Below are 12993 nucleotides of genomic sequence, written 5' to 3'. Positions count from 1 at the left end.
GATGCATCGCCGATGGTAGTGTGGGGTTTCCCCATGTGAGAGTAGGTCATCGTCAAGATTAAATTCCAAACCCCCTGTCTGCTCACGCAGACAGGGGGTTTGTTTTTGTGGCGAGAAAAGTTGCAGACAGCGATACGCTGCAACTCCAGCACTACGGGCCCAGGCTCACCTGAAGCTAAAGTCCTACAAATATGCACAGTTATTTTGTAGTCCGCGCACTAGAATAGGCGCAGTCATTTTCTGAGCCAGAGACTCCTATATGCCAGATCCGGTTGACCCCCAAGGGGTGTCAGATCTACCGCTGGACGAGTTAGTGGCCTGCCACGAGTGCGATCTGCTGATGCGCAGGCCGCATCTCGCCCTCGGTGAAAAAGCCCAATGCCCTCGCTGCGGTTATGAACTCTATGCCCATCGGCACAATGTCGTCGAACGCAGCCTCGCGCTGGTGATTGCCGCTTTGCTGCTCTACGTGCCTGCGAACTTTTTACCCATCATGCAACTCAATCTATTGGGTCAGACATCGCAAGATACAGTCTGGAGCGGTGTACTTGGCCTGTTCAATACCGGCATGCAGGGTATCGCCGTCGTGGTCTTCCTGTGCAGCATGGGGATTCCGCTGCTCAAGCTGCTCTGCCAACTCGCCGTGTTACTCAGCATTCGCTGGAACATAGGCCGCAGCTACGGGCTGCTTATTTACCGTATGTACCACCACTTACGGGACTGGGGCATGCTCGAGGTGTACCTGATGGGGGTATTAGTGGCGATTGTGAAATTGTCCGACCTTGCAGAGTTGAGTCTCGGTCTTGGTTTAACCTGCTTTGTCAGTTTATTGCTGATACAGGTCTTGCTGGAGGTTGTGATGTCACCTCACCAGATTTGGCAGGCACTTTCCGGGGAGGATCTCCATGCGGGCGATTGATGCAGGAGTCTTGATTTGCGGCGAGTGCCACGAACTGAACAGACAGGATCCCGAGACCGACGAACAAAGCTGTACCCGATGTGGCGCACTGGTCCATGCACGGCGCCCAGACAGCCTTATGCGTACCTGGGCATTGTTGCTAACCTCCGCCATTCTCTATATTCCGGCCAATCTGCTGCCGATCATGACAGTCAACTCATTGGGCCAAGGTTCTCCGAGCACCATCATGGCGGGCGTCATCGAGCTGGTTCAGCACGGCATGATCCCGATTGCGGCCGTTGTATTTGTGGCCAGTATCCTGGTGCCAACCTTCAAGCTCGTCGGTATCGCCTTGCTGTTGTTTTCAGTACAGCGCCGCCAGCCTCTGTCAGCCCGGCAACGGATCATCATGTACCGCTTTATCGAATTCATTGGCCGCTGGTCAATGCTGGATATTTTTGTCATCGCCATCCTGGTGGCGGTGGTGAACTTTGGACGAATAGCCAGCATCGAGGCCAATCTTGGCGCGGTGGCTTTTGCCAGTGTGGTGGTATTAACAATGCTAGCCGCTGTAACTTTTGATCCCCGACTGATTTGGGATAACACGGAGTCGGACGACGACCATGAGTGAATTGCCTACCGCTAAAACCCGCCCGGCCTCCAACTGGTCGGCAATCTGGATTCTCCCGCTCATTGCCCTGATCATCGGTGGCTGGCTGGGATGGCGCGCCTATACCCAGACCGGAATCGATATTCAGGTACGCTTCGAAAGTGGCGAAGGCATCGTCGCCAACAAGACTGAAGTGGTCTACAAAGGCATGCCTGTGGGCAAGGTCAAAACCCTGGCCCTGGATGAGGATGGCCCGAGCAAAGGGGTGATTGCCACCGTCGAGATGGACAAAGACGTCGAGCAGTACCTGAGAACCAATACCCGATTCTGGCTGGTCAAACCCAGCGTATCCCTGGCGGGTATTACCGGTCTGGAAACCCTGGTATCAGGCAACTACATCGCCGTCAGCCCGGCCGATGGCGAGCCCACTCGCAAGTTCAAGGCCTTGTCACAAGAGCCGCCTCTGTCTGACGCCAAGCCCGGACTGCACCTGACGCTTAAAGCCGATCGCCTGGGTTCGTTAAACCGTGGCAGCCCGGTCTTTTACAAACAGATCCAGGTGGGGCAGATCAAAAGCTACGTGCTGTCAGAAGATCAAAGTACTGTCGAAATCAAGGTCTTCATCGAACCTACTTACGCCAACCTGGTGCGTAAACACACACGATTCTGGAACGCCAGCGGCATCAGCATCGACGCCAACCTCTCCGGTGTGAAAGTACGCAGCGAATCCCTGGCCAGCATCGTTGCCGGTGGTATCGCTTTCGCGACGCCAGAGAACCGCAAAGATAGCCCGCCGACTGATTCAAGCCTGCCGTTCCGGCTCTATGAGGACTTTGACGCCGCCCAGGCGGGGATCAAGGTCAAAGTCAAACTGAGTGACTTTGAAGGTCTGCAAGCCGGTCGTACACCGGTCATGTACAAAGGTATCCAGGTCGGTAGCCTCAAGGCCTTGAAAGTCGATCCGGACCTGACCAGTGCCAGTGCCGAACTGGCACTGGACCCGTTGGCGGAAGATTACCTGGTGCAGGGCACCCAGTTCTGGGTGGTAAAACCCTCCATCTCGCTGGCCGGCATCACCGGGCTCGAGGCTCTGGTGAAAGGCAACTACATCGCCATCCGCCCGGGTGACAAGGGCAGTACGCCGGAGCGTGAATTCGTGGCCCGGCCCAAAGCGCCACCGCTGGACCTGCGTTCACCGGGTCTGCACATGGTGCTCTTTACCGAAAACCTGGGCTCACTGGATGTAGGCAGTCCGATTCTCTATAAGCAGGTCAAGGTGGGCTCGGTCCAGAGTTACCAGTTCTCCCGCACCAAGAAACAACTGGTCATCGGTGTGCACATCGAGAAGGAATATGAAAACCTGGTCAACGCCTCAACCCGTTTCTGGAATGCCAGCGGTATTACCCTTACGGGCGGATTGACCGGAGGAATTCAGGTCAAGAGTGAGTCCCTGCAAAGCCTGATGGCCGGCGGGATTGCATTCGAAACGCCGGAAGCCACGGCGCCCCTGCAAAAACGTATCCCGCGTTTCCGCCTGTTCACCGACCGCGACGCTGCAATGCAGCAAGGTGTTGCTGTAACAATCAAAGTGGCCCGTGCCGATGGACTGCGCAGCGGTACACCGATTCGGTTCAAAGGTCTGGATGTAGGCAAGATCGAAAGCGTCGACCTCAGTGACGATCTGCAGTCGGTAATGCTCAAGGCCCGCATCACCGAAGTGCCAGGGCGAATCGCACGGGTGGGCAGTCAGTTCTGGGTGGTCAAACCCGAGCTCGGGCTGATGAAAACTGCAAACCTGGAAACCCTGGTAACCGGTCAGTACCTGGAAGTGCAGCCTGCGGCCCGACAACTGGGGCCGCAAACCAACTTTGTCGCTCTGGACCAAGCGCCGGAGGCTGCCGTCTCGCAAGCCGGGCTAAGCCTGGTGTTGAGTGCTGCACGCCGTGGCTCGCTCAAGGAAGGCGTACCCGTGACCTACCGTGAAGTCACGGTCGGCAAGGTCACCGGATACGAGCTGGGCAACACCGCGGACCGTGTACTGGTGCATATCCTGATCGAGCCGCGTTACGCGCCGTTAGTGCGCAGTGGCAGCCGCTTCTGGAACAGCAGCGGTTTTGGTGTCGATTTTGGCCTGTTCAAAGGCGCCACCATCCGCACCGAGTCGTTGGAAACCCTGGTCCAGGGCGGTATTGCCTTTGCCACGCCGGATGACGACAAGATGGGCAATCAGGCCCGCCCGGAGCAAACCTTCCCCTTGTTCGACAAGTTCGAGGAAGAGTGGCTGCAATGGGCACCGAAAATCCCGCTGGGCAAATAGCCGCCAGTTGTAACCGCTCAAAAAAAGGCCGCGATCATTGATCGCGGCCTTTTGGTTTACAGCGCACATCAGGTCTCAGACTTCATCCAGCTCCGGCAGCTGAACCGGTGCGCCAGTCGCAGGTTGCACCTCGTCATGGCGGCGGATGTACTTCCAGTCATCCTCATCGATGTAAATCCCGTTCGGGCCGCTGCCACCTTCAAGGTCGATGGCCACGTGGGCACAGACCTGCGGTTTTACACTGGCCAGAATAGGCACAAAGCCTAACTGCAGACTGGTTTCCAGCAGCGCAGTCTGGTTCTTCTCGTCAATGTCGGCGGCTTCGTCCAGGTAGTACGGCAAACGGATACGCCCGGCCTGATCGCGATCCATCAAGTGCAGCAACAGATACATGTTGGTCAGCGCCTTGATGGTCATGGTCGTACCGTTGGACGCAGCACCGTCGATATCGGTGTGGATCACCGGCTGTCCATTGACCTTGGTGATCTCGAACGCCAGCTCAAACAGATCCTTGAGCCCCAGCTGGTTATGGTTTGCCGCTACCAGTCGCGCCAGATACTCCTTGGCTTCTTCGTTCTTGTTGTCCTGCTCGGCGCTCTGGCTGAGGTCGAACACCGACAGGGTTTCGCCTTCTTCGTACTGACCTGCGCTGTGGATAATCTGATCGATATGCTTGAGCGCCTCCTTGTTCGGCGCCAGCACGATACGAAAGCTCTGCAAGTTGGAGACCTGACGCTTGTTGATCTCGCGGTTGAACAACGCCAGCTGGTGTTCAAGGCTGTCGTAGTCACTGCGAATATTGCGCAGGGTCCGGGCGATGTCAGTCACGGCTGCACGACGGGCCTTGCCCAGAGTCAGGGCTTCCTCGGTACGGTGCGCATAAGCGTTGATCAGCAATTGCAGACGACGCTCCATGTCATCTTCGCTGTCGAACTTGGCAACGCCTTTGAGGCGCACCTGCGCATACAGCGCTTCGATCTGACCGTCGCTGCGCAACAGGCTCTGCCAGCTGTCCTGATAGTCGTTGAGCAACGGCAACAGGTTGTCCATCGAGTCGTCGACCGGGTCCATGAACGGCGTACCGAACGGCAGATCGGCCGGCAACAACTGACGACGGCGCAAGCTGTCATCCAGAGTGCGCTGCTTGGCTTCCATGTCACCGATCTGGCGGCCCACCAGTTGCAGCTTGGCCGACAGTTGTTGCACCCGTTCGGTGAACGCATCGCTGGAGCGTTTCAATTCGTCTTGCGCACCTTCGGCCTGGGCCAGTTGCTCAAGTTTTTCGCCTTCCTCGGCACTCAACGTCTGGCTGCGGCGGAAGTCTTCCAGCGCCTTTTGTGCGTCCAGCACCTGTTGATACAGAGACTCGGCTTCACTCTTGCTCGCCGCCCGGTCAGAGGTCACGGCCTGCTGGGTTTTCAGTTGCTTGAGTTCTTTTTCCAGGCGCTCTTTTTGCTCGCGCAACGCAGCGCGGTCGGCCAGCGCTTGCAGGGCAGGCGGCTCAATGTGACTGAGGTCGATGCAAAGCCCGGGTGCCTCAAAACGCTCACCTTTAAAGCCATCGAGGATCAACTCCAGGGATTTGACCCACGCGTCACTGTCATCCAGCGCAATCCCGTGCTCGCCCAGAGGCAAGCTGAACAGGGCGCTGTTGAACAGGCGCATCAGGCGCTCCACATCCTGCTGTGAAAACTCTTCGCGCAGACGGGCGTAGCTATTGTTGTCGGCGTGGTCGAGCTGTTGCTTGACCGATTTCAGGCGTTTTTCCAGATCCCGCAGGCGCTCGTCCAGATCCTCGGCGCTGAACTGCCGCGATTGCGCCAGGGCGCCTGCCAATTCGTCGTGGGCATCCTTGGCGGCCAGCAATTGCTGCTCCAGCACTTTCACATCGTCAACCAGGGCAAAGCGATGCTTGAGCACTGACAGCTCGCCGAGCCAGCGCTGGATGCCACTGATTTCCCGCTCCAGGCGCATCAGCTCCTGGGTGCTGCTGCGTTGATTGTTTTGCAGCGAATCCTGTTCGTTGCGGTAGTGCTCGGATTGAATCAGCAACTCTTCCTTGCGTGCCCCGGCGTAGTCCTGCCAGGTGCCGAGCAGCGAATCCAGGAGCGGCGACAGGCGATGCAGCTTGCCGCGCAACAGATCACGCTGGCGAACGCCGGCAGCCAGCGCTTCAACCAGCGGCCCGGCGCCGACCAGTGCGTTGTAGTCCTGCTCCATGCGTCGCACGTCGCGGAAGGCTTCTTCACAGGCGGCAATGTAATCGACGCTGCCCGAACGCAGACTGTGCTCGAAGGCATCGAGGAACAGTTGCTTGAGCTTGGCGGCGGTGATTTCGCGCATGTGCAGCAGGTTGATAAACAGCGCGCGGAACGTCTTCATGCTTTGTTCGCTGGTGGAACGCAGCGGGATCAGCGTCAGGTCCAGCGGGATCGAGGTATGCCCGCCCACCAGCAAGCGGCGCAGCTCGTCGGGCTTGAGCTCGTAGGCCTTGAGGCCATTACGCTCAAGGTTGGTGAACAACTCTTTTTGCCGCAGGCAGGTGTCGTCTTTCTGGTAATGGGCCAGGTCCAGCTCGCCCGCGTAGGCGAAAAACTGGTGACCGAAGCCGCCGCCCGGGCCGCGGCCCACCACGCCGATCACATGGGGGCCATGGGGCAGGGAGACTTCCACGAGGATGTAGCTGGTGTCCGACGCAAAGTAGAAGCGGCGCGACTGTTCGAGGCTGTACTTGCCGAAGCTCATGTCTGACATGCGCGCCAGAATCGGGAACTGCAAGGCATTGATCGAGGCTGATTTGCCGAGGTTGTTGGCGCCGTACACCGACAGCGGATGCTCCAGCGGGAACAGACCCAGGCTGTAACCGGCGGTATTGAGCAAGGCAAAGCGGCGTATTCCGTAGCGTTCCTGACTCATGCATCCATCTCCTGTTGCTCGGCGGCAATGGCGCGAGCCAGTGCGGCATCTTCGTCTTCATCGGCGGGCTCTGCGTCATCGTCGATCAACACCGGCGTGGGCAGCGGCAGAATGCTGTGCAGGCTGGCGGCCAGATCGCGGTCTTGCTGAACCGACAGGCAGACGTCGAGGAAGCGGTGCATCGGCGGCAGAAAACGGTAGATGCCGGGCTCTTCGCTGGCAAACCCGAGCTGCGTCATGCGGCGCATGATCTTTTCTTCCAGCTCTTCGTGGGTGGTGACTTCCGCCTGTACAAACAGGTCCCGGTATTTATCCAGCAGCGCGGGCAGCTCATCGCGGCCCAGACTGCCGCCATCGAGTACGGCAATCGGGTCGCGGCCCTGATCGGCCAGATGCTCGACGATGATAAAAGTGAACAGCGCCAGGCGTTGCGCAGTCTTGTTCACTTGCGCGGTAGCGGTGTCGGGCACGAAGTAATAAAAGCCTCGGGTATCACACACCAGTTCAAAGCCCAGCGCCTTGAACAGGGCGCGGTATTGATCCTGGAAGTTGGACAGTTGCGCGTACAGCTCCGGGTCGCGACGGCTGACGTGGTAACCCTTGAACAACTCACGAAAGATCGGCGCAAGTTGGGACAGTTCTGACAGATCAAGATGCATGGAGAGGGCTCGCTGTAGTCTCGGTTGCGTCTTCGCTGCGCGAAAGCAGGGCGAAGGAACGCAGGCTGACCAGATGTTCGTGGGTGTGATAATCGCGACGCTCGAGGCGTTCGCGCACGAAGCGTTTTTCCCGTGACAGGCGGGAGAACCAGTACAGCAACTCGTCGGTGTCACCGTCGGGCTCTTGTGCCAGCAGCCAGCTCATCAAGTCCGGCATCGGCAACGCAGCGCTGCACCGATCGAGCATATCCTTGACCGTACGCGGCGCTTTGGGCGTTTCGCCCCGATGGACTTTATGCGCCTTGGGGAAGCGTGCCGGCTTGGGCTCAAAGCGGGCCAGTGCATACACGTAGGCTTCAACCTGGCTGGCGCTGCCCAAAAAGGTACTTTGCGGGCGCGTGAACATCGGCATCGATGCTTGGGGCACGGCGTCCAGCCCTTTGCGGCGAATGGCTGCCAGCGCCAGTGCCGCGCCACGGGTCACGGCGTTGTGACGGCGCGCTTCTTCACGCAGTGGCAACAGCAGTTCACGGGCATGGCGCAAAGTCAGCTGGGCGCTGGTTTGCATTTCAAGGATCCGCGCGTGGGTGCGCAGCAACATGTCGTCATCGACCAGATGGCCGAGTCGCTGCTGCTCGCTGAGCATGCGCAGCAATACGTTTTCAACCTTGCGCACGCCTTGCTCGAAAGCACCGTCGGCGTTGACCAGCTGGATCATCGGCTCGACGTATTCGTCCCAGGTCGCCAGAACCTCGGCATAACGCTGGCGCAGAGGGATCTGCCGGTCGCTGGTCTTGGCCCGTTCGGCCACCGCGACCAGGGCCTGTTCGTCATTGGCGAGTTTTTTCAGCACATCGCGAACGCGCATATCGAGCAAACGCAACTGGCGCGCCAGATCATGACCGTCACGGATGTCGAACGCATCCTGGATATAACCTGCCAGACGCTCCAGATGACGCAGATAGGCTTCGATTTCCAGGCACAGGCCCAGGCGGTGTTCGCGCCTCAGGTACGCCAGAAAGTCGAGAATTTGTGCATTCAACTCAAAGCGGTTCGGGCTTTTGGCGACCGGCACCAGAATATCCAGCCGGATCCAGCTGTCGAGGACGTTAGTGATGTCCTGCGGCGTGCTATCCACTTGATGGATAGCCAATTGCAGACGCAGCTCGCTGAGGCTCAACGTGCCTTGGTCGAAGTGTTCACACAAAGGCTCAAGGAGGGCCCAGTGCTCGGCGAGGGCACGTAATACGCGCTTGGGTTCGATCATGGGAGGGCCGGTCAATTGGCAATGAAAGGTCGCGATTGTACTGCAACGTGCTGTCGAGTCATCACTTGGCGATCAGAGGCGCCACGGACCGATCAACCGTTTAGGCATCAACTGCGGGCGGGAAGGGCAGAAGGGCGGTAGAATCGCCCCTCTTTAGTTATCCACAGATGGCCGCCCCTTGTTGAACGAGTCCCGCCGCCGCGCTTACATGACTGCCATGCAGGTGGTCAGCTGGTTACCGCGCACCGAATTGCCGTTTGCCGCGCCTTCGCGGCCCGAACTGCTGGTGCTCCCTGAGCCGCCTGCAGAGCCCGTGATTGCGCGTCCAGTGGTCAAGGCTGTGGCGGCTGCGAGCGTGCCTGCTGAGCGGCCAAAGATCGAAGTGCCCCGGCCTTCGGTCACAGTACGCCCGGTCAGCAAGCCTGTGGTTGAAGCCGAGCCGGTGCCGGTAACGGCCAGGGTGGTGCAACTGCCGCCACCGCGCTTTGCCTTGCAGTTGCTGCGGGCCGGGCGTTGCCTGGTGCTGGTGGAGTTACCCACAGGCAGCGCGTTCCAGAGCCGTGACCCGGCCTACTTGTTGTTAAAGGACATGTTGCGTGCTGCCGGTCTGCCCGACAGCCCGCAAATCATTGGCGAGCCCGTACGCTGGCCGCTGTTGCGCCGCGGCAATGTCGATCAGGGGCCGGAAGCGGCGCGTGAATTCGTGCAGGGCTTTGTCATGGCCCGTCTCGAAGACGCCGAGTGTGCCTGCTTGTGGCTGGTGGGGTTGCCGGCCGTGCGTTTTGCCGGTGAGGCAGACGCTGAAGCGTTTAACACTGAACTCGAAATTGAAGGGCTGGGCTGCGCATGGGCGCTGCCGGGTCTGGAACTCTTAATGGATGAGCCACAACGCAAAGCGCATGTGTGGCAAGCCATGCGCCGGCTAATGGCGCGCTGGAAACAAAATGATGAGTGACGCTGTAACTTTTCGCCCGATGACCGAGGCGGACCTTGAAGCCGTACTGAAAATTGAATACGCCGCCTTCAGCCACCCGTGGACCCGCGGTATTTTTCTCGACGGGCTGGGCAAATACCAGATCTGGCTGATGTTTGAAGGTGAACAGCAAGTAGGCCACGGGGTGGTACAAATCATCCTCGATGAAGCACATTTGCTGAACATTACCGTCAAGCCGGAAAGCCAGGGCCGTGGCCTCGGTCTCAAATTGCTCGAACACCTGATGTCGATTGCCTACGCAAACAATGCACGGGAGTGTTTCCTTGAGCTGCGCGACAGCAACACGGCGGCGTTCAAGTTGTACGAGCGTTATGGCTTCAACGAAATCGGCCGCCGCCGCGATTACTATCCGGCCGTTGGCGGTCGTGAAGATGCGGTCGTCATGGCCTGCACCCTGGTGGACTGACCAGCACCAGCACCCTGTAGGAGCGAGCTTGCTCGCGAGCTGTATCTTTCTTGAAAAGCTCGCGAGCAAGCTCGCTCCTACAGGTTTGTAACAGCTGGCCTGCTCAGGTTCAGCAAGTTACTTAGGTTGTTTACGCCCCACCGGATCTAGATCTGCCAGCTCCGCTTCGTCCAGACCGTGGCCTGCGCCAATTTCACTGCCTTTGACCACGCTAAGATCCCAGTCGGCTGCGCCACCACGCTCTTCCACTGCCTCGTAGGCATCCCGGGCACCGTCTTCGGGTATCAGCATGTCTGCATCCAGGTCATCCGGATCCGAATCCCTGCCCGGCAGTGCCGCCCCGCTGACTTCCCGGTTGCGCGGGCGATTGTCACCGATATGGCGCTTGTATTCTTCATCCGTCACCAGGTCGTCCAGCGACTCGCGAGTGTCATCAGGATCGTCAAAGTCCAGCGGTTCAACCGAGCCCATGCGGTCTTCTGTATCGTCGATGTCCTCAGGTTCTTCTGCTCCAAACGGACGACGTGAATCAGTCATGGTAATTCCTCATAATGTGGGTCCTTATTACGGTGGACTGTAGACGACCCTGAAGATTCCACGTGACCCCGACCAATGGTTGGCTGTCAAAGCAGCGCATCAACTCTTGAGGCTTCACAGCATGAACGAACTACAAGACCTGATTGATAACAACGAACGCTGGGCAGATGCGATCAAGCAGGAAGATCCCGAGTTCTTTGCCAAGCTGGCCCGCCAGCAAACGCCGGAATACCTATGGATTGGTTGTTCGGATGCGCGAGTACCCGCCAACGAGATCGTCGGTATGCTGCCGGGCGATTTGTTCGTACACCGCAATGTGGCCAATGTGGTGCTGCATACCGACCTTAATTGCCTGTCGGTCATCCAGTACGCGGTCGACGTATTGAAGGTCAAACACATTCTGGTCACCGGCCACTATGGTTGTGGCGGGGTACGGGCTTCGATGAAGGACCAGCAGCTGGGACTGATCGACGGCTGGCTGCGCTCGATACGCGATCTGTATTACGAGAACCGCGAAATGCTGGCGCTATTGCCCACCGAGGAAGAGCGCGTCGACCGTTTGTGCGAGCTCAATGTGATCCAGCAAGTGGCAAACGTGGGTCACACCAACATTGTGCAGAACGCCTGGCATCGCGGGCAGAAGCTGTCGGTCCACGGCTGCATCTACGGGATTAAAGACGGCCGCTGGAAAAGCCTGAACACCACCATCAGCGGGCTGGACCAATTGCCGCCGCAATACCGTTTGCGTCCGCTGGGTGCGGTCTGACACACCCGTAACCTGCAGGCGCGAGCTTGCTCGCGATGGCGCCCCTTGCATCGCGAGCAAGTGTTTTCTACTGCTACGGCATCACTGGCGGTACATAAGTCAGCGTGGTGCCCAGCGCCCACAGCAAAAACAGCACCAGGGGCGTATGCACCAGCAGTTGCACGAATGAAAAGCCAATCAAGTCCCGCGCCTTCAACCCCAGCACGCCCAGCAACGGCAGCATATAGAACGGGTTGATCAAATTCGGCAAGGCCTCGGCCGCGTTATAAATCTGCACCGCCCAGCCCAGGTGGTACTCCAGGTCATTGGCCACTTGCATCACATAGGGTGCTTCGATAATCCATTTACCGCCGCCGGACGGAATGAAAAAGCCCAGGATCGCCGAGTACACCCCCATCAACAGGGCATAGGTGTCATGGGAGGCGATCTGCACGAAGAACGTGGAAATATGATGGGCCAGGGTTTGCCCGTCAGTGCCTTTGACCACGGTCATCAGCGCGGCAATCGAGCCATACAGCGGGAATTGAATCATCACCCCGGTGGTCGTAGGCACTGCGCGGGCTACCGCATCCAGAAAGCTGCGGGGGCGCCAGTGCAGCAGTGCACCGAGCATCAGGAACAGGAAGTTATAGGTGTTGAGCCCCGAAATGGCGCTGATCGCGGGTTTGGTCGAGAACTCATGAAGCAGCCAGCCGCCTGCCAGCAGTACCAGCAAAATAGTCAGCAGCGGGCTGTATTCCAGCCATTCGCCGGGCCGGGTGCGCGGTGGCAGTTTGGGGGTGCTGAACGTCGGGTCAATGCCGCAGGCGGCGGCATCGCGTGCCGAGTCAGGGCCTGGAGCCGTCGCGTAGGCAACGATCAGCGAAACCACCACCAGCGCCGCCAGCATGACGCCGGACTGCCACAAAAAGATCGTTTCGGTGAACGGGATGACCCCGGTAATCGACAGGATCGACGGCGGCAGGCTGGCCGGGTTGGCCTGCAGTTGCGCGGCAGATGACGACAGGCCCAAAGCCCAGACCGCGCCCAGGCCCAAATAGGCAGCGGCGCCGGCGGCGCGATAGTCCATGCGTAAATTGGTACGCCGGGCCAGCGCCCGCACCAGCAGCCCGCCAAACACCAGCGACAGACCCCAGTTAAGCAAGGACGCCACCATCGAAATCAGTGCCACCCAGCACACCGCCTGACGCCCGTTTTTCGGGACCTTTGCCAGCTTGTCGATCAGTTTTACGGCGGGTGGAGAGCTGGCGACCACATAGCCGCCAATCACCACAAAGGCCATTTGCATGGTGAACGGGATCAGGCTCCAGAACCCGTCACCGAAGGCCACAGCGGCCTCGGTGGGTTTGGCGCCCATCGCCATTGTGGCCAGCGCGACCGTGATGACGGCGACGGCGGCAAATACCCAGGAGTCGGGGAACCAGCGCTCAGCCCAGTTCGAGCAGTGCAGGGCAAAGCGGGCGTAGCGGCTGTCTACAATCTCAGCGGCCATGGAAAATACCTCAGTGTTCTTATGATTATTGAAGGGCCGGTTTCAGCCTGGCGTGCACAATAAATCAATTCGAGGGTATTTCCGACGGGATAAAGGGTGAACCATCGCGCAGGGTCTAGAGTCACTGACTG

The 12993-nt window shown here is 58.9% G+C and carries 11 protein-coding genes; 6 read left to right on the top strand and 5 right to left on the bottom strand.

The annotated features are described in order from the left end of the window. Positions 1-259: 259 nt before the first annotated feature. Genes ACP7BO_RS08290 through ACP7BO_RS08280 form a run of 3 tightly spaced genes read left to right on the top strand, consistent with a single transcriptional unit; the run spans position 260 to position 3825 of the window. Positions 260-919, top strand: a complete 660-nt coding sequence (locus ACP7BO_RS08290) for a paraquat-inducible protein A (protein ID WP_060695245.1) — start codon at positions 260-262, stop codon at positions 917-919. Then, positions 906-1529, top strand: a complete 624-nt coding sequence (locus tag ACP7BO_RS08285; RefSeq protein WP_426209514.1) for a paraquat-inducible protein A — start codon at positions 906-908, stop codon at positions 1527-1529. Before ACP7BO_RS08290 ends, ACP7BO_RS08285 begins: the two co-directional genes overlap by 14 nt. Continuing rightward, entirely contained in the window at positions 1522-3825 is a 2304-nt protein-coding gene (locus ACP7BO_RS08280; protein WP_397454824.1) for a PqiB family protein, read from the top strand. The genes ACP7BO_RS08285 and ACP7BO_RS08280 overlap by 8 nt, the downstream gene beginning before the upstream one ends. Before the next feature lie 75 nt (positions 3826-3900). Here ACP7BO_RS08280 and mksF read toward each other — a convergent pair whose 3' ends face one another. From mksF to mksB, 3 genes are read right to left on the bottom strand one after another with little or no spacing between them, the layout of a single operon-like run. Beyond that, positions 3901-6741: an Mks condensin complex protein MksF gene (mksF, locus tag ACP7BO_RS08275; protein ID WP_060695241.1), complete on the bottom strand. Its 2841-nt coding sequence runs from the start codon at positions 6739-6741 to the stop codon at positions 3901-3903. Continuing rightward, positions 6738-7400, bottom strand: a complete 663-nt coding sequence (mksE, locus tag ACP7BO_RS08270; RefSeq protein WP_426209511.1) for an Mks condensin complex protein MksE — start codon at positions 7398-7400, stop codon at positions 6738-6740. The genes mksF and mksE overlap by 4 nt, the downstream gene beginning before the upstream one ends. Continuing rightward, positions 7390-8667 (bottom strand): Mks condensin complex protein MksB, encoded by a 1278-nt coding sequence (gene mksB / locus ACP7BO_RS08265; RefSeq protein WP_426209509.1) that lies wholly within the window; start codon positions 8665-8667, stop codon positions 7390-7392. The genes mksE and mksB overlap by 11 nt, the downstream gene beginning before the upstream one ends. Before the next feature lie 178 nt (positions 8668-8845). Here mksB and ACP7BO_RS08260 point away from each other — a divergent pair, with 178 nt between their 5' ends. Then, positions 8846-9622 (top strand): energy transducer TonB, encoded by a 777-nt coding sequence (locus ACP7BO_RS08260; protein ID WP_426209507.1) that lies wholly within the window; start codon positions 8846-8848, stop codon positions 9620-9622. Then, entirely contained in the window at positions 9615-10067 is a 453-nt protein-coding gene (rimI, locus tag ACP7BO_RS08255) for a ribosomal protein S18-alanine N-acetyltransferase (protein ID WP_426209505.1), read from the top strand. The genes ACP7BO_RS08260 and rimI overlap by 8 nt, the downstream gene beginning before the upstream one ends. Before the next feature lie 117 nt (positions 10068-10184). Here rimI and ACP7BO_RS08250 read toward each other — a convergent pair whose 3' ends face one another. Continuing rightward, complete coding sequence (locus ACP7BO_RS08250) at positions 10185-10604, bottom strand: serine kinase/phosphatase (RefSeq protein WP_397454819.1); 420 nt, start codon at positions 10602-10604, stop codon at positions 10185-10187. Between the two features lie 121 nt (positions 10605-10725). On the opposite strand from ACP7BO_RS08250, the gene can reads away from it, so the two are divergent. Then, entirely contained in the window at positions 10726-11370 is a 645-nt protein-coding gene (gene can, locus ACP7BO_RS08245; protein WP_060695229.1) for a carbonate dehydratase, read from the top strand. 73 nt (positions 11371-11443) lie between these two features. On the opposite strand, the gene ACP7BO_RS08240 is transcribed toward can, so the two are convergent. Then, entirely contained in the window at positions 11444-12862 is a 1419-nt protein-coding gene (locus ACP7BO_RS08240) for a short-chain fatty acid transporter (RefSeq protein WP_397454818.1), read from the bottom strand. Positions 12863-12993: the final 131 nt, after the last annotated feature.

This window comes from Pseudomonas sp. TWR2-1-1 (assembly GCF_049897045.1).
GTDB lineage: Bacteria > Pseudomonadota > Gammaproteobacteria > Pseudomonadales > Pseudomonadaceae > Aquipseudomonas > Aquipseudomonas versuta.
The sequence above is the reverse complement of the archived record's forward strand: the minus strand, read 5'-3'. Positions and strand labels throughout refer to the sequence as shown.